At 63.7% G+C, this 24,397-nt stretch carries 21 protein-coding genes and 1 pseudogene; 14 read left to right on the top strand and 8 right to left on the bottom strand.

Annotation, left to right across the window (positions count from 1 at the left end):
• Window positions 1-22: 22 nt before the first annotated feature.
• On the top strand, window positions 23-1,189 hold the full coding sequence (locus tag PATSB16_RS00750) for an acyl-CoA dehydrogenase family protein (protein ID WP_047215981.1): 1,167 nt from the start codon (window positions 23-25) through the stop codon (window positions 1,187-1,189).
• A gap of 2 nt (window positions 1,190-1,191) precedes the next feature.
• Window positions 1,192-2,745 carry a class I adenylate-forming enzyme family protein gene (locus PATSB16_RS00745; protein WP_047215980.1) on the top strand — a complete coding sequence of 518 codons (1,554 nt, stop codon included), beginning with the start codon at window positions 1,192-1,194 and terminating at the stop codon, window positions 2,743-2,745.
• A gap of 28 nt (window positions 2,746-2,773) precedes the next feature.
• Here the strand turns inward: PATSB16_RS00745 and xerD are convergent, their stop codons facing one another.
• The 3 genes from xerD to queG are packed head-to-tail and all read right to left on the bottom strand — an operon-like array spanning window position 2,774 to window position 5,384.
• On the bottom strand, window positions 2,774-3,676 hold the full coding sequence (gene xerD, locus PATSB16_RS00740) for a site-specific tyrosine recombinase XerD (RefSeq protein ID WP_047215979.1): 903 nt from the start codon (window positions 3,674-3,676) through the stop codon (window positions 2,774-2,776).
• Window positions 3,673-4,146: a methylated-DNA--[protein]-cysteine S-methyltransferase gene (locus PATSB16_RS00735; RefSeq protein WP_047215978.1), complete on the bottom strand. Its 474-nt coding sequence runs from the start codon at window positions 4,144-4,146 to the stop codon at window positions 3,673-3,675. Before PATSB16_RS00735 ends, xerD begins: the two co-directional genes overlap by 4 nt.
• A 56-nt stretch (window positions 4,147-4,202) precedes the next feature.
• Window positions 4,203-5,384, bottom strand: a complete 1,182-nt coding sequence (gene queG / locus PATSB16_RS00730) for a tRNA epoxyqueuosine(34) reductase QueG (RefSeq protein ID WP_047215977.1) — start codon at window positions 5,382-5,384, stop codon at window positions 4,203-4,205.
• Window positions 5,385-5,402: 18 nt separating this feature from the next.
• Here queG and tsaE point away from each other — a divergent pair, with 18 nt between their 5' ends.
• Together tsaE and PATSB16_RS00720 are read left to right on the top strand one after the other, a co-directional pair.
• Window positions 5,403-5,897, top strand: coding sequence for a tRNA (adenosine(37)-N6)-threonylcarbamoyltransferase complex ATPase subunit type 1 TsaE (gene tsaE / locus PATSB16_RS00725; protein WP_047215976.1), 495 nt, complete (start codon window positions 5,403-5,405; stop codon window positions 5,895-5,897).
• Window positions 5,891-7,345 carry an N-acetylmuramoyl-L-alanine amidase gene (locus PATSB16_RS00720; protein ID WP_047215975.1) on the top strand — a complete coding sequence of 485 codons (1,455 nt, stop codon included), beginning with the start codon at window positions 5,891-5,893 and terminating at the stop codon, window positions 7,343-7,345. Before tsaE ends, PATSB16_RS00720 begins: the two co-directional genes overlap by 7 nt.
• A 55-nt stretch (window positions 7,346-7,400) precedes the next feature.
• Here PATSB16_RS00720 and PATSB16_RS00715 read toward each other — a convergent pair whose 3' ends face one another.
• Window positions 7,401-8,033 (bottom strand): VTT domain-containing protein, encoded by a 633-nt coding sequence (locus PATSB16_RS00715; RefSeq protein ID WP_206093679.1) that lies wholly within the window; start codon window positions 8,031-8,033, stop codon window positions 7,401-7,403.
• 150 nt (window positions 8,034-8,183) lie between these two features.
• Between PATSB16_RS00715 and mutL the strand changes: the two genes are divergently transcribed.
• From mutL to PATSB16_RS00700, 3 genes and pseudogenes are all read left to right on the top strand, one after another.
• Entirely contained in the window at window positions 8,184-10,052 is a 1,869-nt protein-coding gene (mutL, locus tag PATSB16_RS00710) for a DNA mismatch repair endonuclease MutL (protein ID WP_047216822.1), read from the top strand.
• Window positions 10,053-10,073: 21 nt separating this feature from the next.
• Window positions 10,074-11,024, top strand: a complete 951-nt coding sequence (gene miaA, locus PATSB16_RS00705) for a tRNA (adenosine(37)-N6)-dimethylallyltransferase MiaA (protein ID WP_047215973.1) — start codon at window positions 10,074-10,076, stop codon at window positions 11,022-11,024.
• A 60-nt stretch (window positions 11,025-11,084) separates the two neighbouring features.
• Window positions 11,085-12,055, top strand: a pseudogene (locus PATSB16_RS00700) (sensor domain-containing diguanylate cyclase).
• A 59-nt stretch (window positions 12,056-12,114) separates the two neighbouring features.
• Here the strand turns inward: PATSB16_RS00700 and purM are convergent.
• A complete protein-coding gene (purM, locus tag PATSB16_RS00695) occupies window positions 12,115-13,161 on the bottom strand; it encodes a phosphoribosylformylglycinamidine cyclo-ligase (RefSeq protein WP_047215972.1) in 1,047 nt (348 codons plus the stop codon).
• A gap of 95 nt (window positions 13,162-13,256) precedes the next feature.
• Between purM and PATSB16_RS00690 the strand changes: the two genes are divergently transcribed.
• The 7 genes from PATSB16_RS00690 to panB all read left to right on the top strand — a co-directional run bounded on the left by PATSB16_RS00690 (window position 13,257) and on the right by panB (window position 19,289).
• Window positions 13,257-14,330 carry an AI-2E family transporter gene (locus PATSB16_RS00690; RefSeq protein ID WP_047215971.1) on the top strand — a complete coding sequence of 358 codons (1,074 nt, stop codon included), beginning with the start codon at window positions 13,257-13,259 and terminating at the stop codon, window positions 14,328-14,330.
• Window positions 14,331-14,342: 12 nt separating this feature from the next.
• Window positions 14,343-15,086 carry a DnaA regulatory inactivator Hda gene (hda, locus tag PATSB16_RS00685; RefSeq protein ID WP_047215970.1) on the top strand — a complete coding sequence of 248 codons (744 nt, stop codon included), beginning with the start codon at window positions 14,343-14,345 and terminating at the stop codon, window positions 15,084-15,086.
• Complete coding sequence (locus PATSB16_RS00680) at window positions 15,079-15,759, top strand: histidinol-phosphatase (protein ID WP_047215968.1); 681 nt, start codon at window positions 15,079-15,081, stop codon at window positions 15,757-15,759. Before hda ends, PATSB16_RS00680 begins: the two co-directional genes overlap by 8 nt.
• The gene (gene pcnB / locus PATSB16_RS00675; protein WP_047215967.1) at window positions 15,756-17,216 is read left to right on the top strand and encodes a polynucleotide adenylyltransferase PcnB; all 1,461 of its coding nucleotides are present in this window, start codon (window positions 15,756-15,758) and stop codon (window positions 17,214-17,216) included. The genes PATSB16_RS00680 and pcnB overlap by 4 nt, the downstream gene beginning before the upstream one ends.
• Window positions 17,213-17,728 carry a 2-amino-4-hydroxy-6-hydroxymethyldihydropteridine diphosphokinase gene (folK, locus tag PATSB16_RS00670; protein ID WP_047215965.1) on the top strand — a complete coding sequence of 172 codons (516 nt, stop codon included), beginning with the start codon at window positions 17,213-17,215 and terminating at the stop codon, window positions 17,726-17,728. The genes pcnB and folK overlap by 4 nt, the downstream gene beginning before the upstream one ends.
• 27 nt (window positions 17,729-17,755) lie before the next feature.
• Window positions 17,756-18,409: a deoxynucleoside kinase gene (locus tag PATSB16_RS00665; protein WP_047215964.1), complete on the top strand. Its 654-nt coding sequence runs from the start codon at window positions 17,756-17,758 to the stop codon at window positions 18,407-18,409.
• A gap of 64 nt (window positions 18,410-18,473) precedes the next feature.
• Window positions 18,474-19,289, top strand: coding sequence for a 3-methyl-2-oxobutanoate hydroxymethyltransferase (gene panB / locus PATSB16_RS00660; protein WP_047215962.1), 816 nt, complete (start codon window positions 18,474-18,476; stop codon window positions 19,287-19,289).
• Here panB and PATSB16_RS00655 read toward each other — a convergent pair.
• The 3 genes from PATSB16_RS00655 to dnaK form a co-directional block, all read right to left on the bottom strand.
• Window positions 19,286-21,205, bottom strand: a complete 1,920-nt coding sequence (locus PATSB16_RS00655) for a chorismate-binding protein (RefSeq protein WP_047215961.1) — start codon at window positions 21,203-21,205, stop codon at window positions 19,286-19,288. The two genes, panB and PATSB16_RS00655, sit on opposite strands and share 4 nt — an antisense overlap.
• On the bottom strand, window positions 21,202-22,332 hold the full coding sequence (gene dnaJ / locus PATSB16_RS00650) for a molecular chaperone DnaJ (RefSeq protein ID WP_047215960.1): 1,131 nt from the start codon (window positions 22,330-22,332) through the stop codon (window positions 21,202-21,204). Before dnaJ ends, PATSB16_RS00655 begins: the two co-directional genes overlap by 4 nt.
• Before the next feature lie 113 nt (window positions 22,333-22,445).
• Window positions 22,446-24,383, bottom strand: coding sequence for a molecular chaperone DnaK (dnaK, locus tag PATSB16_RS00645; RefSeq protein WP_047215959.1), 1,938 nt, complete (start codon window positions 24,381-24,383; stop codon window positions 22,446-22,448).
• Window positions 24,384-24,397 lie beyond the last annotated feature (14 nt).

Below are 24,397 nucleotides of genomic sequence, written 5' to 3'. Positions count from 1 at the left end.
CCCGACTTCCCAAGGACATCCAGTGATCCGCGATAACGAAACCCAAACACTGCTCGAAGATTCGATCCGCCGCTTCGTGCGCGAGCGGCTGGTGCCGCGAGAACATGAAATTGCCGAAACGGATGCGATCCCCGAGGAACTGGTGCAGCAAATGCGCGAACTCGGTCTGTTCGGCCTTTCGATTCCGGAGGCCTATGGCGGACTCGGCTTGACGATGGAAGAAGAGGTTCGGGTGGCTTTCGAACTGGGCCAGACCTCGCCAGCCTTTCGCTCGCTGATCGGCACCAATAACGGCATCGGCTCCCAGGGCATCGTCATCGACGGCACCCCGGAACAGCGCGCGCATTACCTGCCGCGCCTGGCCTCGGGCGAGCTGATCGGCTCGTTCGCACTGACCGAGCCCGGTGCGGGCTCCGACGCCGGGGCACTCGCGACCAGCGCGCGGCGCGTGTCCGACGCACAGGGCGACGCCTACGTGCTCAACGGCACCAAGCGCTACATCACGAACGCGCCGCACGCCGGCATCTTCACGGTGATGGCCAGGACCGACCCGGCGATCAAGGGCGCCGGCGGCATCTCCGCGTTCATCGTGGAGGCCGGCACACCCGGTCTGTCACTTGGCAAGATCGACCAGAAAATGGGCCAGAAAGGCGCGCATACCTGCGACGTGATCTTCGAGAATTGCCGCATTCCCGCCGCCAATCTGATCGGCGGCCAGGAGGGCGTAGGATTCAAGACCGCGATGAAGGTGCTCGACAAGGGGCGCCTGCATATCGCCGCGGTCGCCGTCGGCGCGGCCAAGCGAATGTTGCGCGACGCCCTGGCCTATGCGATGGAGCGCCGCCAGTTCGGACATCCGGTGGCCGAATTTCAACTGGTGCAGGGCATGCTGGCCGACAGCAAGGCCGAGTTGTATGCCGCCGAATGCATGGTGCTCGACGCCGCCCGCAAGCGCGACGAGGGGCGCGACGTCAGCGTCGAAGCCTCCTGCGCCAAATATTTCGCCACCGAGATGTGCGGCCGCGTAGCCGATCGCGCCGTGCAAATCCACGGCGGCGCCGGCTACATCAGCGACTACGGCATCGAGCGGTTTTATCGCGATGTACGCCTGTTCCGCCTGTATGAGGGCACCTCGCAGATCCAGCAAATCGTCATCGCGCGCGGCCTGATGCGCGGCGCGGAGATCTGAGCATGCGTGCGCCCGATCCCGCCCAGATGCTTGACGACATCCCTGCCCTGCTGGCCGCCCTGCCGCCCCGTATCGGGCAACTTGCGCATCGCATCGCCGCCGTGGCGCCCGAGCGCCCAGCGTTGCGCGAGGACGAACGCGAACTCACTTATGGCCAATTGGCCGCAGCCGTCGACGCAGTCAGCGAGCGGCTGCGCGAGGCGGGCGTACGCCCGGGCGATCGTGTCATGCTCGTCAACGAAAACTGCGCGGCGCTGGTGATCCTGTTGCTGGCCACGTCAAATCTGGGCGCCTGGTCGTTGGTCGCCAACGCACGCCTGTCAGCCGCCGAGATCGATGCCATCCAATCGCACGCGCGGGCGCGGCTGACGCTCTACACAACCGGAATCTCGCCGGACGCACTCGCTCACGCGCAGCGTCATCAGGCAACGCCGGCCGAATGGGCCGATCTCGGCACCGGCCAGGTGGCGCTCGGCCCGCTCAATCTCGACTGTGTGCCGGAACCGACCTCGCCCGACCCCGCTCAACAATGCGCGGCACTGATCTATACGACGGGCACCACGGGTCACCCCAAGGGGGTGATGCTGTCGCACCGTAACCTGCTGTTCATCGCTGCGGTATCGAGCTTGCTGCGGCGCGTCACCGGCAACGATCGGGTGTACGCCGTGCTGCCGATCTCGCATGTCTATGGACTTGCCTCGGTATGCCTGGGTACCCTCTACGCCGGCGGCACGCTGCGGCTGGTGCCGCGTTTCGACCCGGCCCGCGTGCTGCATGCGCTGGCAAACGAGGGAGTCACGATCTTCCAGGGGGTGCCGGCCATGCATGCCAAGCTGCTGGAACACCTGGACGCGCAGCAACGCCCGTTGGACGCGCCGCGATTACGCTTTATCTATTCCGGCGGCTCACCGCTCGACCAAACGCTGAAGGCGCGCGCCGAGGCGCGCTACGGCCTGCCGCTGCACAACGGCTACGGCATGACCGAAAGCAGTCCGACGATTTCCCAGACCCGGCTCGACGCGCCGTGCACCGACTGCTCGGTGGGACCGCTCATCCCCGGCGTCGAGGCGCGTCTGGCCGATGGCGACGCACAGATCGGCGAACTATGGGTACGGGGTCCCAACGTCATGCTGGGCTACTACCGCGACCCGGCGCAGACCCGGGCCGCGCTGAGCGCCGATGGCTGGCTGAAAACCGGCGATATGGCGCGCTTCGACGAGCACGGCAACCTGCACATCGTCGGGCGTCGCAAAGAGTTGATCATCCGTTCGGGCTTCAATGTCTATCCGGCCGAAGTCGAGCAGGCGCTCAACAGCCATCCGGCCGTGCTGCAGTCGGCCGTGATCGGCCGTCCGGTGGAGGGTAACGAGGAGGTCGTGGCGTTCGTCGAGCTCAAGCCTGGCGCCCCGGCGCTGGCAGACGAAGCGGCACTCGGGGCCTGGGCCAGCGAACGCCTGGCGCCCTACAAGCGCCCCGCCGAAATTCGTATCGTCGAGCGCCTGCCAGCCGCGGCAACCGGCAAGATACTCAAACACAGGCTGCGCGACCTGCTGTGAGTTTGGCCAGGATCCCGGCCGGTCTGGCTCACCCGCGGGGATGATGCTTGCCGTGCAGGATCTTGAGCCGCTCGCGCGCGACGTGTGTGTAGATTTGGGTGGTGGAAATATCGGCATGCCCGAGCAGCAGTTGAACCACGCGCAAGTCCGCGCCGTGATTGAGCAGGTGCGTGGCAAACGCGTGCCGCAGCGTGTGGGGCGAGAGCGGCGCGCGAATCTCGGCCTGCGACGCGTAGCGCTTGATGATGTACCAGAACGCCTGGCGCGTCATGCCCTCGCCGCGCTGCGTGACGAACAGTGTGTCGCACCATCGCGCACCCAGCAATGCCGGGCGCCCCTCGGCCAGATAGCGGGCAATCCACTCATGCGCCTGCGCGCCGAACGGCACCAGCCGCTCTTTGGCGCCCTTGCCGAAAATGCGCAGTACACCTTCGTTGAGTCCGACCTCCACCGACTTGAGCTGCACCAGTTCCGACACGCGCAAACCGCTGGCATACATCAGCTCCAGCATCGTGCGATCGCGCAGGCCCAGAGGGGTGTCGACATCGGGCGCACCGAGCAAGGCCTCGACCTGCGCCTCGCTCAGCGTCTTGGGAAAACGGGGCGCCTGCCTGGCCGCGTGCACATTCAAGCAGGGGTCGGCACTCACGCTGCGTTCGCGCAACGCCCATTGGTAAAAGCGCTTGAACACCGAGAGGCGCCGGTTGGCGCTGGTGGCTTTGCCGTTCCTGTTAAATGCCAGATAAGCGCGCAGATCGGCCTCCTGAACCTGGTCGAGCGCCAGTTGGCGGTCTTCGACCAGCCATTGCGCGAACAGGCGCAAGTCGCGCCGGTAAGCATCCAGCGTATTGCGCGACAGTCCGTCCTCGAGCCACAGCGTGTCGCAGAACGTATCGGTCAGCGCAAGGCTGGCGGATAGCGCATCGCTCATATCAGCATCACGCCTTCGTGCCGCAGCAACCACCGCTTGATCGCCAGAAAGTAGCCGTCGGCATCGTGATTGGCAAATCCGCCCAGCCCGCTCGATGACACCACGCGATGACACGGGATCGCCAGCGGGAAATAATTGGCGCCGCACGCTTGCCCGAGCGCACGCGGCGCGGTCCGTATCTGCTTGGCGAGTTGCCCGTAGGTCAGCACCCGTCCGGCCGGAATCGTGCAGATGGCCTGCCAGACTTTTTGCTGAAATGCCGTGCCAACCGGCTTGAGCGGCAGGTCGAAGACGAAGCCGGGATCGTCGACGTACGCTTCGATCTGACGGGCGGCACGTTCGGCCAGCGCATCCTGCGGTGCTGCCGAGCGCATGCTCTCCGGCACGTAGACGATCTCCTCGACGCAGCCGGCGCCGGTGCGAATGCCCACCTTGCCGAACGGCACTTCGATCACTGCATTGAATTGCATCACCGCTTCATTCCTCACGCGCTATCGTCAGCTACCCGGATTTTACGCCGCCGTGGTTACCGCGACATCAACATCGGATCCTGTGCCAGCGCCCATGCGACATGCTCGCGCACCAGCGCCGACGGGTCATCGGCGCGCGCACGCAACGCCTGGCGCAGAGTGTCGTCCCCGGTGGCCCGCAAGCCGTTGCCCAACGCCACCGCGATGTTGCGCAACCAGCGTTCATGGCCGATCCGGCGAATCGCGCTGCCCGCCATGCGCTCCAGAAATTCGGCCTCGGACCATGCGAAAAGCGCCGCCAGCGTGACGTCGTCCAAATCATGCCGCACGGCGAAATCGGGCAACGGCGAGCGCTGCGCGAACTTGTTCCACGGGCATACCAGCTGGCAGTCGTCGCAGCCGTACACGCGGTTTCCCATCAACGGCCGCAACTCGTGCGGAATCGAGCCCTTGTGCTCGATCGTCAGGTAGGAGATGCAGCGCCGCGCATCGACCCGGTAGGGCGCCACGATTGCGCCGGTCGGACATGCCTGCCGGCAACGCTCGCAATGACCACAATGTGCGCCATTCTCGTCTGCCGCATCGACCGGCAGCGGAAGATCGACATAGATTTCGCCAAGGAAGAACATCGATCCGGCAGTGCGGGAGAGCAACAGGGTGTGCTTGCCACGCCAGCCGAGCCCGGCCTTTTGTGCCAACTCGACTTCCAGCACCGGCGCCGAGTCGGTAAATACGCGATAGCCGAACGGTCCGATTTCGGCGGCTATGCGATCGGCCAACTGTTGCAGGCGCTGGCGCATGAGCTTGTGATAATCGCGTCCGCGCGCATAAACCGATACCACTGCCGCGACGGGCTCCTCCTGACGCGCCAGTTCGACCTGCCGCCAGTCGCGCGCCGCCGCGGTCGTTGTAGTTGCCGGTGCCTCAGGCAGGTAGTCCATGCGCGCGCTGATGACGCGCACGGTGCCGGGCACCAATTCCGCAGGCCGCGCACGCTTGAGGCCATGATTGGCCATATAATCCATGTCACCCTGACACCCCTGCTCGAGCCACGACAACAGGCCCGCCTCGGCCGCGTGCAGATCGACGTCGCTGACACCGATCGCGCCGAATCCGAGTTCATGGCCCCATCGTTTGATTCGCGCAGACAGTCGCGCCAAGCCCTCCGGGCTATCCGGGAGAGCCGGTTCAAGCGAATCGGATGCATGCGCCGATGTGAGTGTTTGTGACCCGTTCATTTGACTCGATTGTACGCAATGCCTGCTTCCGCCGCCGCGACAAAACAATTCAATCTGCCCGACGAACATGCCACCGAGGCGTTTGCCGCGCGTCTGGCGCAAGCCGTCGCGGCACGGCTAGGCGGAGGTCTTCAGGTGCATCTGTCGGGTGACCTCGGTGCCGGAAAAACGACGCTGGTGCGCGCGCTGCTGCGCGCGCTGGGCTACACCGGCCGGGTGCGCAGCCCGACCTACACACTGTGTGAACCATACAACATCGCCTTTCCCAAAGGTCGATTGGAGGTCTATCATTTCGATCTATATCGCTTTGCGGATCCTGCCGAGTGGCATGACGCGGGTTTTCGCGACCACTTCACGGGCAATGCGCTTTGCCTGATCGAATGGCCAGAGAAAGCCGGCAGACTGCTCGGGGTGCCCGATCTCACGCTGAAATTGGAACCGGCAGGCTCAGGGCGACGTCTGACGGCTGTCGCATGCACACCTAAAGGCAACGCTGTTCTTGACCAATGCTAATCAATAAATATCGTCGTACCGACCATACCGCGCCGAGCGATCCGGGCCGCCGCCGGGTGCTGCGCACCGGCGCGTCGACGCTCGTGCTGGCGCTGGCCGGCACGCGCGCGGCACAGGCAACCACGATCATGGCGGTACGGGTGTGGCCCGCCAAAGATTACACTCGCGTTACCCTCGAGACCGATACCCCAATCACCTTTCAGCAAGATCTGGTAGAAAATCCCTATCGCTTCGTGATTGATCTCGATGGCCTGCAGATGAACGCGACGTTGCGCGATCTCGTCGCCAAGATCAATCCGAACGATCCACAGATCAGTCAGGTACGCGTCGGACAATTCAAACCCAACGTGGTGCGTCTGGTGTTCGATCTGAAGGCCGCTGTCAAACCGCAATCTTTCACGTTGGCGCCGGTCGCTGGCTATCGCTATCGAACGGTGTTCGACCTATACCCGGCGGTGCCTCCCGATCCGCTGATGGAGTTGCTCAAGCAAAGCGAGCGCAAGGAACAGGCGCTGGCGATGAAGCAGCAAAAAAACCAGAACGATGCGAGCGACCAGGACAGCACCGAGGCATTTTTTCAGCGCTACGCGCAAAACGGCTCCGGCACCACCGAACCTCACCGCGACCTGGGCGAGCGCCCCAAGTCCGATCGAACCCCAGAGATACTCGCGCAACGGGACCAGCGCGGCGGCTCGCACGACAGCGTCGACAAGCCTTCGACGCGGCGCGGCCGCACCACGCGTTTGCTGACGATCGCGCTCGACCCCGGTCACGGCGGGGAAGACCCCGGCGCCATCGGTCATCGCGGCTCCTACGAGAAGCACGTCGTACTGCAGATCGGCAAGCGCCTGCGCGACAAGATCAATGCCCAGCCGAACATGCGGGTCATGATGACGCGCGACTCCGATTTCTTCGTGCCGCTATATGTTCGTGTGCAAAAGGCACGGCGCGTCGATGCCGATCTATTCGTATCGATTCACGCCGATGCGTTCACAACCCCCGAGGCGCGTGGCTCATCGGTCTTCGCGCTGTCCGAGCGCGGCGCCACCAGCGCCGCCGCGCGTTTTCTGGCAACCACCCAAAACGAATCCGACCGGATCGGCGGCGTCGACATCAAAACCAGCGACAAAGTCGTCGCCCATGCGCTGCTGGATATGTCGACCACCGCGCAGATTCGCGACAGCAAGCGCTTTGGCAGCGACTTGCTGCACACCATCGCCAAGATCAACAAGCTACACAGCGGCCGCGTCGAGCAAGCCGGCTTTGCCGTGCTCAAGGCGCCGGATATCCCCTCGGTGCTGGTTGAGACGGCATTCATCAGCAACCCGGAAGAAGAGGCAAAACTCAATACGAGCGAATACCAGGAAGAAATGGCCGATGCGCTGCTGCATGGCATCAAGGCCTATTTCGCGGCTCACCCGCCGCTGTCGAGAAACCCGACCGCATAAAACGAAAGCGGCGGCCAGATCGGCCGCCGCCCCTCTGAAACATTTGCCTCGCCGCTCAGCGGTTTTGAGAGACCGAACGCCGCTTGACCAGCAAACGCCACAACCCACCGAGCGCCAACGGCACGACCGCGGCGCTGATGCCGATGAGCACAATCACATTGAGGTATTGCTTGACCACCGGCAAATTGCCGAACAAGTAGCCGGCGCCCACCAATAGCGCGACCCAGGCCAGCGCGCCGAGCATATTGTAGATCTGGAAACGACGCATCGACATCCCCGACACGCCGGCAACGAAAGGCGCAAAGGTGCGAACCACCGGAATGAAACGCGCCAGCACGACCGTTTTGCCACCGTGGCGCTCATAGAACTCATGGGTAATGCGCAAGGCGTTCTGATCGAGAAAACGCCAGTTGTGCTCGAACACCTTGGGCCCGATATAGCCACCGATCATGTAGTTCAGTGTGTTGCCCGTCACTGCGGCAATGAACAGCAAACCTCCCAGCATCCAGCCATCCATCGCTCCGGTGGCGGCAAGCGCGCCGCCGACGAACAGCAGGGAGTCTCCCGGCAGAAACGGCGCCACCACCAGGCCGGTTTCGGCAAATACGATCACGAACAGCAACACATAGACCCAGGCACCGTACGCTGCGATAAAGTCATGAAGGTGTTGGTCGATATGGAGCACCATACCGAGCAGATGCAGCAATGTATCCAAGTTCGTTCCTTAATGATTGTCGCGCGGGGCCACGCCGAAGCGCTCGCGCGCCATGATACCACCAGCCATCCCGTCGGCACCGCGCTCCTGCGTACATTCGACGCGGCGCTTTATAATGGTTCCATGTCAGCCGTCAATTCCACCCCGATTCCGACCGTCGCAACACGTGAGATCCGTGTTTTGCCGGACCAACTCATCAGTCAGATCGCAGCCGGCGAGGTCGTCGAACGTCCCGCATCGGTCGTCAAGGAGCTGCTGGAAAACGCCCTGGACGCCGGAGCCGCGCAACTGCAGATCAAGCTCGATGAAGGCGGGGTGCGGCGCATCGTGGTGGCCGACGACGGCGGCGGCATTCCGGTCGAGCAATTGCCGCTGGCATTGACGCGTCACGCGACGAGCAAAATTCGCTCGCTGGATGAATTGGAATCGGTGCTGTCGCTCGGTTTTCGCGGTGAAGCGCTGGCCTCGATAGCGTCGGTCGCGCAACTGACGCTCACCAGCCGTCAGCAGGGCGCGCCGCACGCCACCGCGATCGACGGTCATACGGGCGTGCTGCAGCCCGCCGCCGGCGGCGTCGGGACCACGGTGGATGTGCGCGATCTCTATTTCAACACCCCGGCGCGGCGTAAATTCCTAAAAAGCGAGCAGACCGAGTTTGGCCATTGCCTCGATGTCATTCGGCGCAGCGCGCTGGCGCGGCCCGACGTGGCCTTCTCGGTGCAGCACAATGGCCGCGTGGTCGAACACTGGAACATCGCAACGCCGGCGCAGCGCGTGACCCGCGTGCTCGGCGAGGCTTTTGCCGATGCGCATCTGCCGATTGACGAGCAGGCGGCAGAGCTTGGCCTGCGCGGTTTCGCCGGTTTGCCCACGGCCAGCCGGGGGCGCGCCGACCAGCAATATTTTTTCGTCAATGGCCGTTTCGTGCGCGACAAGCTGCTCACCCACGCCGTGCGCGCCGCCTATGAAGACGTGCTGCACGGAGAGCGCTTTCCGGCTTACGTGCTGTACCTGGAATTACCGCCGCAATTGGTGGACGTCAATGTACACCCCTCGAAAATCGAGGTGCGCTTTCGCGATGCCCGCGGCATCCATCAGTTTGTCTTTCATGCGGTCCAGCGAACCCTGGCGCGCGCTGCCGGTGCCGGCGGCGCGACACACGCCGCGCAACCGGCCGCTGCAGGCGGGCTGGAGCCGGCCTACGGCAAGTCGGCCAATCCGTTGTCCAGCCATCGCCCTTGGGTGCCGCAACCCATGCAGCAGCGGGCCTTGCCGGTAGCGCAGCCGCTGGCTGCCTACGATGCCCTGTTCGGACGCGCGGCGCCCATCGGCCCGACGGCCGACATACCGCCAGCCGCACTCGCCGAGCGCGGCGATTCGGCGCTGGCGAATGCCGCCGACCAGCACGCGCAACCGCTCGGTTTTGCCCTCGGGCAACTGCACGGCATCTACATCCTGGCTCAAAATGCCCAGGGACTGGTGCTGGTCGACATGCACGCAGCTCACGAACGCATCTTGTACGAGCAATTCAAACAGGCCCTCGGCGCGCGCGAGGTCCCGGTCCAGCCGCTCCTGATCCCGGTCACGTTCTTCGCCGATCCGGTTGAAATCGGCACGGTGGAGGAACATCGCGATACGCTCGCCGCACTGGGGTTCGATCTCGCCGTTCTGTCGCCCACGACGCTGGCCGTGCGAGCCATTCCTGCCCTGCTCGATGGCGCCGATGCGCAAGCCCTGGCGCGTGCCGTGCTGGCCGACCTGCGCAACTATGGCGGCTCGCGAGTGCTGACCGAGCGCCAGCACGAGCTGCTCGGCACGCTGGCATGCCACAGCGCGGTGCGCGCCAATCGCCGGCTGACGCTGGAAGAAATGAACGGGTTGCTGCGGCAAATGGAAGCCACCGAGCGCGCCGATCAGTGCAATCATGGCCGGCCGACCTGGTACCAGCTCACCCTGGCGGATCTCGACAAGCTTTTCATGCGCGGCCGGTAATACCGTGCCGCATGCCGCTCGATGAACCACCTCGCTCGCCCCCCCATTCTTTGCCTGCTGGGTCCGACCGCCTCCGGCAAGACCGCGGCGGCACTGGCGCTCGCCGAGCATGCGCCGATCGAGATCATCAGCGTCGACTCGGCGCTGGTGTATCGCGGCATGGACATCGGCACCGCCAAGCCGAGCGCCGAAGAGCGCGAGCGCGTGCCGCACCACCTGATCGACATCATCGATCCGGCCGATGCTTACTCGGCCGCGCAATTCCGCGACGACGCCCTGCGCCTGATCGACGAGATTGTGGCGCGCGGCAGGCATCCAGTGCTGGTCGGCGGCACCATGCTCTACTACAAGGCACTGGCCGAGGGATTGAATTCCTTGCCGGCGGCCAACGCGTCGGTTCGCGCCCGACTCGATGAACAAGCCGCCCAACTCGGCTGGCCGGCCCTGCACGCGCGGCTTGCCGAAGTTGATGCCGCAACTGCCCTGCGCCTGGCACCTAACGACGCGCAACGCATCCAGCGTGCGCTTGAAGTTTTCGAACTGAGCGGCAAGCCGCTATCCGCGTGGTTGGCCCAGGATCGTCCGGCTCCGGGATCAACGCATCGCCGTTTCATTCCGATCGCCCTCGAACCTTCGGTGCGCAGCGTTCTGCACGAGCGCATTGCGGCGCGCTTCGACGCCATGCTGGCCAGTGGCTTCGTCGATGAAGTCGCCGGCCTCAAACAACGCGGCGATCTTCATCCTGGCCTGCCGTCGATGCGCTGCGTGGGCTACCGGCAAGCCTGGGAATATCTGAACGGCGAGACCGACTACGCCACCTTCCGCGACAAGGGCGTGTTCGCTACCCGGCAACTGTGCAAGCGCCAACTGACTTGGTTGCGCAGCATTTCCGAGCGGATCGTGATCGATTGTGTCGGCTCCGACGTCCCGGCGCAGGTACTGGCGCACGCGCGGGCGCATTGGCGGGATTAGGCGCCGGGACGGTTGCGGCGTTGTACTAGAATAAAAACCATCAGCACAACGGACGACCCCATGCTCACACCAGCCCGCCCCGCCGACGAAACGACTCGCATAGAAACACTGCACTCGCTGCAAATTCTCGATACTCCGGCAGAAGAGCGTTTCGATCGCCTGACCCGGTTGGCAAAGAAGCTCTTTGGCGTGCCTATCGCATTGGTCAGTTTGGTCGATACCAATCGCCAGTGGTTCAAATCCAACGACGGGCTTTCAGCAAGCGAGACTCCCCGCGATATTTCGTTTTGCGGCCACGCGATCCTGGGCGACGATATCTTGATGATTCCCGACGCACTCAGCGACGAGCGATTCCACGACAATCCGTTGGTTACGCGCGATCCCGGCATTCGCTTCTACGCCGGCTGCCCGCTGGCGGTCGCCAACGGCTGCAAGATCGGCACGCTTTGCCTGCTCGACGTCAAACCCCGCAAACTGGACGAAGAGGAGCGCGAATTATTGCGCGACCTGGCCCACATGGCGGAGCAAGAGTTGAGCGCGCTGCAGATGGCGACCACGGACGAGTTGACTGGCCTGTCCAATCGACGGGGATTCCAGGCACTTGCCCAGCACGCGCTGGATGTCGGCCGTCGCATGGCAATGCCCGCCTCGTTGCTGTTTTTCGATCTGAATGATTTCAAGTCGATCAACGACACCTTCGGTCATGCCGAAGGCGATCGCGCGTTGAAAACCTTCGCCGCCGCGCTGCGCAGCGCTCTACGCGAGAGCGACGTCATCGGGCGTCTGGCGGCGATGAATTCGCGGCGGTGCTCACCAATGCGCGGAGCATCGAAATTTCCGCGTTGATCGAGCGCCTGCGCAAAACCCTGGCGTCTGGCGACGAAGCGCAGCCGCAGGGGTACGCAATCCGCTTTAGCGTCGGCCAGATCCAGCTCGCCCCGGAAAGCCGGTTGTCCATCGAACACCTGCTCGCCCAGGCCGATTCGGCCATGTACGAGGACAAGCGGAGGTACAAGGCCGCAGGCCGATAAAAAAGGCGTCGAGCCGCAAGCTCGACGCCCGGATGCGATCGGCAGTACGCCGGCGAGCGCTATCGTACGATCGTCTGCGCCTCGCCGTCCGCGCGGGCGCGAATCACGCCCAGGCGGTAGACCGTTTCACCCGCGGCCTGCAGTTGCGCTTGCGCCTGCTGCGCATCGTCGGCAGCCACGATCACGGCCATGCCAATGCCGCAATTGAAAACCCGATTCATTTCGGCATCGGCGACCTTGCCGTGCTGCTGCAGCCACTGGAACAGCGGCGGCATCGTCCAGGCATCGCGCTGCAATTCGGCGCACAGATCCTCGCCCAGCACGCGCGGGATATTTTCCACCAGCCCGCCGCCGGTAATGTGGGCCATGCCCTTGACCGTCAACGTCTGCATCAACGCGAGCAACGGCTTGACATAAATCCGGGTCGGCGCCATCAGCACATCGCGCAGCGGCGCACCGTGAAAATCGGCGTTCAGATCGGGTTGCGCGACTTCGATGATCTTGCGCACCAGCGAGTAGCCATTCGAATGCGCGCCACTGGAGGCCAGGCCCAGCACCACGTCGCCCGGGGCAATCGTACTGCCGTTGATGATCTTGCTCTTTTCGACCGCGCCGACGGCAAACCCGGCCAGATCGTATTCGCCGTCCGGATACATACTCGGCATTTCGGCGGTTTCGCCGCCGATCAACGCGCAGCCGGCCAGCTCACAACCTTGCGCAATGCCCTTGACCACGGTGGCCGCGGTTTGCACGTCGAGCTTGCCGCAGGCGAAATAATCGAGGAAAAACAGCGGCTCGGCGCCCTGCACCAGAATATCGTTGACGCTCATGGCAACTAAATCCTGGCCGACCGTGTCATGTTTGTTCAGGTGAAAGGCCAGCTTGAGCTTGGTGCCGACGCCGTCGGTACCCGAGACCAGCACGGGCTCGCGGTACTTTTTCGGCACCTCGAATAACGCGCCGAAGCCGCCGATGCCACCCAGCACGCCATCGCGCAAGGTTTTTTTGGCGAACGGCTTGATTGCTTCGACCAACGCGTCGCCGGCCTCGATGTCGACGCCCGCGTCGCGGTAGGAAAGGCCGGAGGATTGGCTAGGGTGTGTCATGATGAGGATGCTTCGCGCTTCTGTAAAATGGCGATTTTACCCGATGGCGGCTCCCCCGGCCTTGTTTCTGGCGAGTTGAAAAGGAATTCCGCACGATGAACCAATCCGCAGGACTCACGACCTATCAGCGCCAGGCAATTCTTTGGTTCGGTGTAGCGTTTGCGCTCGGGGTCCTGTTTTATTTTCTGGGACCGATTCTCACGCCGTTTCTGCTCGGCGCGATCTTTGCCTATATGCTCTATCCGGGCTGCGACTGGCTCCATCGCCATCGCGTGCCGCGCGGGCTGGCCGCCCTTCTTATGATCCTGGCGCTGCTGGTGGTGCTCACGCTGCTGGCCTTGCTCGTGATCGCGGCCGTGCAGAAGGAAGGGCCGCAATTGCGCGAGCAAATCCCGGCGCTGCTGGCCAAGCTGAACGAGTCGCTCGCGCCGCGGCTGTCGGAGTTGGGCATCAACCTCAGCTTCGATTTCCCCGGTATCAAGCAATTTCTCACGGACCAGTTCGCCGGCAGCACCGAGGCGATTCTCAAGCAGGTGCTCGCCTCACTGCGCACCAGCGGCAACGTCGCCCTTACCCTGGTGAGCAACCTGATCATGGTGCCGCTCGTGCTCTTCTACCTGCTCTACGATTGGCACGACATTCTGCGCCGGGTAAGGCAATTCATCCCGCGTCGCTGGCTCGAGCGCACCATGGAGATGGTCGTCGATATCAATCAGGTTCTCTCGCAGTACTTGCGCGGGCAGTTGCTGGTGATGGGCGTGCTGGCAATCTACTACTCCGTGTGCCTCGCGATCGCCGGCTTCGACGTCGCTTTGCCGGTGGGGATTTTCACCGGCCTGGCGGTTTTCATTCCATATATCGGCTTCGGCACCGGTTTGGTGCTGGCTTTACTGGCGGCTCTGCTACAGTTCGGTGATTTTTACGGGTTCGCGGCGGTCGCGGTCATTTATGGCATCGGGCAGGTGCTGGAAAGTTTCTACCTGACCCCAAGGCTGGTGGGCGAGCGGATCGGCCTGCACCCGCTGGCGGTCATTTTCGCGTTGCTGGCCTTCGGCCAGCTTTTTGGGTTTTTCGGCGTCCTGCTGGCACTGCCCGTCAGCGCCATTCTGATGACAGCCAGCCGGCAGGTACGCCGTGCCTACCTCAGCAGCACTTTTTACAAGAATTAAGCTGACTCGCCTGTGAATCAACAACTGCTTCTCGATCTCGGCACGCCCCCGCCGGCGACGTTCGATAACTTCATCATCGGTGCCAACCGCGAGGCCGTTGCCCTGCTCGATGGATTACCCGCCGCACTCGAGGCCGGCAGGGCTGCCGATCGCAGCATCTACCTGTGGGGCGAACCCGGCTGCGGGCGCACGCACCTGCTGCACGCGTTATGTCACGCCAGTCAGGCCGCGCGCCTGTTGATGCCGCACACCCCGCTGGCTGCTTTTGCCTTCGACGACGCGACCCGCATCTACTGTGTCGACGATTGCGACACGCTGTCACCGACCCAGCAGATTGCCGCTTTCAACCTGTTCAACGAAGTGCGAGCCCGGCCGCACTGCGCATTCGTGGCCAGCGGCAGCACGCCGCCGCTCACCGCGCCGGTGCGCGAGGATTTGCGTACACGTCTTGGTTGGGGCCTGGTATTTCAGCTCGCCGCGCTCGACGACGCCGGCAAGACGCTGGCACTTCAGACGGCGGCGCGCGAACGGGGACTGGTCTTGAGCGAAGACGTGCCGGCCTATTTACTGACGCATTTTCGCCGCGACATGCCGAGCCTGATGGCCCTGCTCGATGCGCTCGATCGCTTTTCGCTGGAACAGAAACGCGCCGTCACACTTCCCTTGCTGCGACGTATGTTGACCCAGTCGTCCGCCGAAGGCGCGACGGCGACTCATGACGCGGCGCCTTCGGGTAAAATCGCACCACATGAATAATCTAGCCCTCTTTGATCTCGATCACACCCTCCTGCCGACCGATAGCGACAAGGAATGGGGACGTTTCCTGGTGCGTATCGGCGCCGTCGACAAGGTAGCCTACGCTCAGGCAAATGAAGCGTTTTATGCCGACTATCGGGCAGGCACGCTGGATATGCCGGCGTTCCTGCGCTTTGCGCTGGCGCCGTTGTCCCAGTATTCGCGCGCGCAGCTCGACGCCTGGCACGACCAGTTCATGCAGGAGGTGATCCTCCCCGCGATCCTGCCGTCCGCGCTGGCGCTGCTCGACAAGCACCGTAGCGCCGGGGATCTGTGCGCCATCGTCACCGCTACCAATAGTTTCGTGACGCGGCCGATCGCCAGGCAGCTGGGCGTCGAACACCTGATCGCAACCGAGCCGGCGACCGTCGACGGCAATCCGAATGCCAGATTCAGCGGCGACTACCTTGGCACCCCCAGTTTCCGGGAGGGCAAAATCGTGCGAACCGAGCAATGGCTGAGCCAACTCGGCAAGCGCTGGTCCGATTTCGAGCGCAGCTATTTTTACAGCGACTCGGCCAACGACATCCCTTTGATGGAAAAAGTGACCGATCCGATCGCGACCAACCCGGACGACACCTTGCGCACCGCCGCTCAGCAGCGCGGCTGGCCGATCATCGAGCTGTTCCAATGATCAAAAAGCTCATCAACCGGCTGCTCGGCAAGGACGATTCGGACGATTCGCCCGAACCGCTCGCGACGCAGCCCAACGTCATCGGGCAAGCCACCCATGGTATCGACCCGGGCCTGATTTCACGCAATGCGGTACGTGTGACCGACACGCTGCAGCAAGCCGGCTATCAGGCGTTCATCGTCGGCGGCGCGGTGCGCGATCTGCTGCTGGGCGTCGCGCCGAAGGACTTCGATGTAGCCACCAGTGCCACGCCCGAGCAGGTGCAGCGCCTGTTCCGGCGCGCCCGCATTATCGGCCGGCGCTTTCAGATCGTGCACGTGCAGTTCGGCAACGAAATCATCGAGGTATCGACGTTTCGCGCGCAAGTCGACGCGCAGGACAGCGAGAAAATCGGTGCGCACCGGCCGAAACGCGGCGAACTCGATCGCAAGACGCACGTGACCGACCAGAGCGGCCGAGTCCTGCGCGACAACGTGTGGGGCACCCAGAAGGAGGATGCCGCCCGGCGCGACTTCACCGTCAACGCGATGTACTACGACCCGGCCACGCAAACGGTGCACGACTACCACCACGGCTGGGAAGACATTCGCGCTCGCGTCATGCGCATGATCGGCGATCCGACCACGCGCTACCGCGAAGATCCGGTGCGCATGCTGCGCGTGGTGCGCTTCGCCGCCAAGCTCGAATTCAGCATCGATCCGGCCACCCGCGCGCCGATCGAGGCGCTGGCGCCCTTGATCGATAACGTGCCGGCCGCGCGTCTGTTCGACGAAATGCTCAAATTGCTGCTGTGCGGCCATGCCTGGCCCTGCGTGCAGCGCCTGCGCACCGAGGGCCTGCATCATGGCCTGCTGCCGCTGCTCGATGTCGTGCTGGAGCAGCCGATGGGCGAGAAATTCGTCGCGCTGGCACTGACCAACACCGACACCCGCATTCGCGCCGGCAAACCGGTGTCGCCAGGATTCCTGTTTGCCGCGCTGCTGTGGCACCTGGTGCTGGAAAAGTGGCGAGCCTATCAGACCAGCGGCGAGTACCCGATTCCCGCCCTGCATCTGGCGATGAACGACGTGCTCGATGCACAAACCGAAAAGCTTGCGATCCAGCGGCGCTTTACGGCCGACATGAAGGATATCTGGGGGCTGCAGTCGCGCCTCGAGAAGCGGGTCGGGCGCACGCCGTTCCGCCTGCTCGAGCATCCGCGTTTTCGCGCCGGTTACGACTTCCTGCTGCTGCGCTGCGAGTCGGGGGAGCTGCCACCCGAACTCGGCCAGTGGTGGACTGATTTCATCGCCGGCGACAACGCCGCGCGCGAATCGCTGCTGGCGCATTCCTCGACGGGCGCCGCACCGGCCAAGCGCCGCCGACGGCCCCGCCGGCCGCGCAACAAAGGCGACGCCAGCGAAAATGCCGCCGAACCGGTATCATCGGTTCAGCGAGATACAGGAAGCTCCTCATGACGGTGGCTTATGTAGGGCTCGGCGCCAATCTGGGCGACGCCCGTCAAACCCTCAAAGACGCAGTAGTCTGTCTGGCCCAGCAGGCTGGCGTCACCATCGTGGCTCGCTCCCACCTCTATCACAGCGCGCCGGTCGATGCCGACGGCGCCGATTACTATAACTGCGTGGTCGCGCTGGAGACTCGCCTGTCCGCCCACCAATTGTTGCGCCTGTGCCTGGACATCGAGCAGCACTTCGGCCGCGAGCGCCCGTATAAGCATGCTCCGCGCACGCTCGATCTGGACGTACTGCTGTACGGCGAAGAGCACATCAACGACACCGACCTGACCGTGCCACATCCGCGCATCGCCGCGCGCGCATTCGTCCTTTTACCGCTCAACGACCTGCGCCCGGAGCTGGAAATCCCCGGTCACGGACGAGTGACCGATCTGCTCGCCGGCGTGGCGGACCAGCGTATCGAACGGGTAGCGCTATGCTGCTGTCCGAACAAGCGCGCCGCAAATACGAAGTAGCGCGAAGTCCATTTCGAACTTGCTACCATGAGACAGACGATACCCGCACGCTACCGCTACGTGGTGATCGAGGGGCCGATCGGCGCGGGCAAGACATCGCTGGCGCGCAAACTCGCCGAACTCGGCGGTCATCAGATCCGGCTCGAAGACCCCGCCAGCAACCCGTTTCTCGAGCGTTTCTATCGCGACAGCGCACGCTTTGCGCTGCCGGCCCAACTCGCATTCCTGCTCGAGCGGGTCGACGAGATGCGCGATATCGCCCAACAGGAGATCGGCGGTGCCTCGCTGATTGCCGACTTCCTGCCGGAAAAGGATGCATTGTTCGCGCGGCTGACCCTGGCCGACGACGAACTCGCCCTGTATCGCGCGTTGAGCGCGCATATCGCGATGCCCCGACGAACTCCGGATTTGGTCATCTACCTGCAGGCCAGTCCGGAAGCCCTGTTCTCGCGCATTCAAAAACGCGCGATCCCCATGGAGCTGCAGATTTCGGATGCCTACCTGCGCGCGCTGTGCGAGATCTACAGCGAGTTTTTCTACCATTATGCGGCGGCACCGGTACTCACGATCGATACCGAGCATCTGAATCCCGCCGACAACGCGCATGACTTCGACCTATTGCTCGAACGCATCGAGCATATGCGTGGACGCAAGGAAGTGTTCGTCAAAGGTACGCGCTGAATCTCCTTTTCATTGAGACCGCGGACGGCGTCGCCGCTGCCGGTCGCCCCCTCGGGAGTTGATCATGTCCTATCTGCAAGAGTCCGCCCGCAAAGCGGTCACCGTGCCCCGGTTGGCGGAAATGCGCGAGCTCGGCGAGAAAATTGCCATGCTGACCTGCTATGACGCGAGTTTCGCTGCGCTGCTCGATCGCGTCGGCGTCGATGCGCTGTTGATCGGCGATTCCCTCGGCAACGTCCTGCAAGGCCACCGCACGACCCTGCCGGTCACCGTCGCCGACATCGCCTACCACACGGCTTGCGTGGCGCGCGGTAGCGAGACCGCGCTGATCATCGCGGATCTGCCGTTCGGCAGCTACGGCACCCCGGAGCAGGCATACGCCAGCGCGGTGACCCTGATGCAGGCTGGCGCCCAGATGATCAAGCTCGAGGGCGGCGCGTGGCTCGCGCCGACCATCCGCCTGCTGGTCGAGCGCAGCATCCCGGTGTGCGCGCACCTGGGCCTGATGCCGCAATCGGTGCATGCGATGGGTGGCTTCAAAGTGCAGGGGAAACACGACGCGGCAGCCAAATCGCTGCTCGACGATGCCCAGGCCGTGCAGAGCGCCGGGGCGCAATTGCTGGTGCTCGAGGCAATTCCGGCCAAGCTGGCGGCCGAAGTGACCGCGGCGCTCACGATTCCGACCATCGGCATTGGCGCCGGGCCCGATTGTTCCGGTCAGGTGCTGGTGCTGCACGACATGCTCGGCGTCTTTCCAGGCAAGCGCCCGCGCTTCGTCCAGGACTTCATGGAAGGCCAACCGAGCATTGCGGCCGCCGTCGAGGCATATGTGCGCGCGGTCAAGCAGGGCAGCTTCCCTGCGGCTGCGCACTGCTTCTAACCCCCCAGCACCACCAGCTCGGCGGGCACCGCACCGCGCAACGCATTGCAGATCATCAACGCTTGCGCGTCGAGCAGGTCATCGCGCGTGAGCACCGCCTCGCGCGCATCCCAGGCAGGATCGGCCAGCACCGCGCGGCGCATCACGCCAGGCAGCAGGCCGCTGGACACGGGCGGAGTCAACCAGCCCCCCCGCAGCTTGACGAACACGTTGCTGCGCGCGCCCTCGGTCAACTCGCCGCGCTGATTGAAGAACAGTTGATCGAAGGCACCCTGCGCCTCGGCCGCACGCCATGCCGCGTCGTAGCGGGCCCGCACCGTGGTCTTGTGGCGCAACCAGAGCGCATCGCCGTCGACCGGGGCCGCGGCCGGATCCAGCAACACCTTGAGCTTGGCGGGCAACGGCGTCAGCGTGCCATGCGTGAGCGTTACGGCACCGTCTCGCTGCAAGGCAAGCCGCAATCGGCACGCCCGGCCCGCCGGCAATTCGTTGCAGCGCGCTGTCACGGCGGCACGCACCGCTGCTTCGTCACAGATAAAACCGAAATATGCCGCCGATCGCCGCAGCCTCTGCAGATGCCAATCCAGATGCCGGACGCCTTCGGCGCACGTGGCGTACATCGTCTCGAATAATGCGAACCCCGGATCCATTGCGCTCAGAAAATTGGCCTTGAGGCGGCACTCGGCCCACTCGCTGTCAGCCCGGCTGTCGAGCACGATGCCCGCGCCCACGCCGAGTTGCCCGGGACGCAATCCATCGGCGCGCGGAGCACCGAGCGTCAATGTCCGGATCGCCACGCTAAGACAAAAGTCCCCCACGGACCCCGCCTCGCGGGACGCATCGAGCCACCCGATCGCGCCTGTATATATCCCGCGCGGCGCTTTCTCGAGCGTGTCGATCAACTGCATCGTGCGATGCTTCGGCGCTCCGGTAATCGATCCGCACGGGAACAGCGCGCGCAGCACGTCGGCGAATCCGGTGCCTGGGCGCAGACGCGCCTGCACTGTCGAGGTCATTTGCAGAACATCGGCAAAGCGCTCGACGCAAAACAGCGCGGGCACGCTCACCGAGCCCGGCATGGCCAGCCGGCTGAGGTCGTTGCGCAGCAGGTCGACGATCATCAGGTTCTCGGCCCGATTTTTTTCATCGCCGGCCAACTCCGCTGCCGCCGCGCGGTTGCGCGTGTCTTGGTGCGCGCCGGTATGGGCGGGCGCCGTGCCCTTCATTGGGCGCGCCGTCAGACCACCGGCGCGGTGTTGCACGAACAATTCCGGGGAGAGCGACAGGATGGCCCTGCCGGCGGTATTGGCACCGCTGCCAAGCTCGTCGTCGGGCAGCATGATCAGCGCGCCATATGGCACCGGCTGGCGAGCCCGCAGGCGCCGGTAGAGCGCGATCGGCGAGCCGAACGCGTCGAAATTCAGGCGGTACGTGTAGTTGATCTGGTAGCACTCGCCGGCCCGCAGCCATTGCTGGATACGGTCGATCGCGCCGCCAAATTCGTCGCGCGACGTATCGGCCCGCAAGTCGCAAATACCTGCCACGCCGGGTGCCGACGGCAGCCCGTCGACAGAGTCGTCCTGCGCCGGATCGTGGGTCGCGAGCCAGTCGTCGACCTCGTGCGCCTCGAGATGGCGGCACTGCTCGAACAGCAAAAAAACCAGTTGGCCGGGCCGCTGCCCGGCACCCGCGCCGTGCATGCGCACGCCGAACTCATAATCGATCAAAACGACCGCGAAGCGTCCGGCGGCCAAGGCGTCCTGCACTTCGGCGCACGCGGCAGCCAGTTCGGCCGGCGCGGCGCACGCGACCCGGCGTATCAGGCCGGTATACAGCCGCGAGCGGGCCGCGCCGGCATCGTCGCTGCTCTCATCGAGCAGCGCGAAGACGGCCTCACGCGAAGCGCCGCCGCTCATTCAAAGAATTGCTTGACGCGGTCGAACCAGCCCTTGCTTTGCGGGCTATGGCGCGCGCCGCCCTCGGTCAGCGATTTCTCGAAGTTGCGCAACATCTCTTTCTGCGGCTCGGTCAGTTTGACGGGCGTTTCAACCTGCACGTGTACATACAGATCGCCAGGATAGCTCGAGCGGACACCACGAATTCCCTTGCCGCGCAAGCGGAAGGTTTTGCCTGTTTGCGTGCCCTCGGGCACGGCAAACGTCGCCTTGCCGTGCAGCGTCGGCACGTCGATGTCGCCGCCGAGCGCCGCGGTGGCAAAAGAAATGGGCATCTGGCAATGCAGATCGTCGCCGTCGCGTTCAAAAACGTCGTGCGCCTTGATGTGAATTTCTACATACAGGTCGCCGGCCGGCCCGCCGTTGACACCTGGTTCGCCATTGCCGGACAGACGGATGCGCATGCCGTCCTCGATGCCAGCCGGAATTTTGACCTCGAGCGTCTTGGTTTTCTTGATCTTGCCGACGCCATGGCACGTGCCGCAGGGATCGGGAATATACGACCCGGTGCCATGGCACTTCGGGCAGGTTTGCTGGATGCTGAAGAAGCCTTGCGACATGCGCACCGCCCCGGAACCGCCGCAGGTCGGACAGGTTTCCGGCTTCGTGCCGGGCTTCGCGCCGCTGCCGTGGCACACCTCACAATTATCCCAGCCGGGCACGCGGATTTGTGTCTCGAAGCCGTTGGCCGCCTGCTCCAGCGTGATCTCCATGTTGTAGCGCAAATCGGCGCCACGATAAACCTGCGGCCCGCCACGCCCTCGTCCGCCCTGGGCGCCGCCGAAGATGTCGCCGAAGATGTCGCCGAACGCATCGGCAAACCCGCCAAAGCCCTGAGCGCCACCCGCTCCCGCCATGTTCGGGTCGACTCCCGCGTGACCGTACTGGTCGTAGGCCGCCCGCTTTTCCGGGTCGCTGAGCATCTCGTAGGCTTCTTTGGCCTCTTTGAACTTCTCTTCGGCATCCTTGCTATCTGGATTGCGATCCGGGTGATACTTCATCGCGAGCTTGCGATAGACCTTTTTGATCTCGTCGTCGCTCGCGTTTTTCGCTACACCCAGAATCTCGTAATAGTCACGTTTGGCCATATTCGTTCCACTTGTACTGCACGTCCCTCATAGGCAAAAAGCCGGGTCGGGCTTGCGCCTGAACCCGGCCGGCACGCGCCGCGGCTTCTCCCCGCGGCGCAGCGCATGCATGCCTACTTCTTGTCGTTGACTTCCTTGAAATCGGCATCGACCACGTTGTCGTCCTGCTTGGCCTGCTGCTGCGCACCCGCCGCTTCCGACGCGGCACCCTGGGCGCCCGCCTGAGCCTGCATATCGGCGTACATCTTCTCGCCGAGTTTCTGGCTGGCCGTCGACAACGCCTCGACCTTGGCATCGATCGCTTCCTTGTCGGACCCGCGCAGCTCGTCCTCCAATTCCTTGATCGCAGCCTCGATCTTTTCCTTTTCGCCCGCATCCAGCTTGTCGCCATATTCGGTCAGCGCCTTGCGGGTGCTGTGCACCAGCGCGTCGCCCTGGTTGCGCGCGTCGGCCAATTCACGCAGCTTGCGGTCTTCCTCGGCGTTGGCCTCGGCATCTTTCACCATGCGCTGGATCTCTTCATCGGACAGACCCGAGTTCGCCTTGATGGTGATCTTGTTTTCCTTGCCAGTCGCCTTGTCCTTGGCGCCGACGTGCAAAATACCGTTCGCGTCGATGTCGAAGGTCACTTCGATCTGCGGCGTGCCGCGCGGCGACGGCGGAATACCCTCCAGGTTGAACTCACCGAGCGCCTTGTTGCGCGCCGCGATTTCACGCTCGCCCTGGAATACCTTGATGGTCACTGCCGGCTGATTGTCGTCGGCCGTCGAGAACACCTGCGCATGCTTGGTCGGAATCGTGGTGTTCTTCTGGATCATCTTGGTCATGACGCCGCCAAGGGTTTCGATGCCCAGCGACAAAGGCGTCACGTCTAGCAGCAGCACGTCCTTGCGATCACCCGAGAGCACCGAGCCCTGAATCGCCGCACCGGCAGCCACGGCTTCGTCCGGATTCACATCCTTGCGCGGTTCCTTGCCGAAGAACTCCTTGACCTTCTCCTGCACCTTGGGCATACGGGTCATGCCGCCGACCAGAATCACGTCATCGATATCGCTGACCTTGACGCCCGCGTCCTTGATGGCGGTACGGCACGGTTCGATCGTGCGTTCGATCAATTCTTCGACCAGCGCTTCGAGCTTGGCGCGCGTGATCTTCAAGTTCAAGTGCTTCGGCCCGGACGCGTCCGCCGTGATGTACGGCAGGTTGATTTCGGTCTGCTGGCTCGACGACAGCTCGATCTTGGCCTTTTCGGCCGCTTCCTTCAGGCGTTGCAGCGCCAGCACGTCCTTCGACAGATCGACGCCCTGTTCTTTCTTGAACTCACCGATGATGTAATCGATGATGCGCTGGTCGAAATCCTCGCCGCCCAGGAACGTATCGCCGTTGGTCGACAACACTTCGAACTGGTGCTCGCCGTCGACGTCGGCGATTTCGATGATCGACACGTCGAACGTGCCGCCACCAAGGTCATACACCGCAATCTTGCGGTCGCCGCCCTCTTTTTTGTCGAGACCGAAAGCCAATGCGGCGGCCGTCGGCTCATTGATGATCCGTTTGACGTCGAGCCCCGCAATGCGGCCGGCGTCCTTGGTTGCCTGACGCTGACTATCGTTGAAGTAGGCCGGCACGGTGATCACCGCCTCGGTCACCGGCTCGCCCAGGTAATCCTCGGCGGTCTTCTTCATTTTGCGCAGCACTTCGGCGGAAATCTGGGGCGGCGCGTATTTGTTGTCGCGCACTTCGACCCAGGCATCGCCATTGTCGGCCTTGATGATCTTGTAGGGCATCAGACCGATGTCCTTTTGCACTTCTTTTTCTTCGAAGCGTCGGCCGATCAGCCGCTTGACCGCAAACAGCGTGTTCTTCGGGTTGGTGACAGCCTGCCGTTTCGCGGGCGCGCCCACCAGCACCTCACCGTCTTCCATGTACGCAATGATGGACGGCGTGGTGCGCGCGCCCTCGGCGTTTTCGATCACTTTGACCTGATGACCTTCCATCAGGGCGACGCACGAGTTCGTGGTGCCCAGGTCAATACCAATGATTTTGCCCATGCTTTCTTTCTCCT

Source organism: Pandoraea thiooxydans (assembly GCF_001931675.1).
Lineage (GTDB): Bacteria > Pseudomonadota > Gammaproteobacteria > Burkholderiales > Burkholderiaceae > Pandoraea > Pandoraea thiooxydans.
The sequence above is the reverse complement of the archived record's forward strand: the minus strand, read 5'-3'. Positions and strand labels throughout refer to the sequence as shown.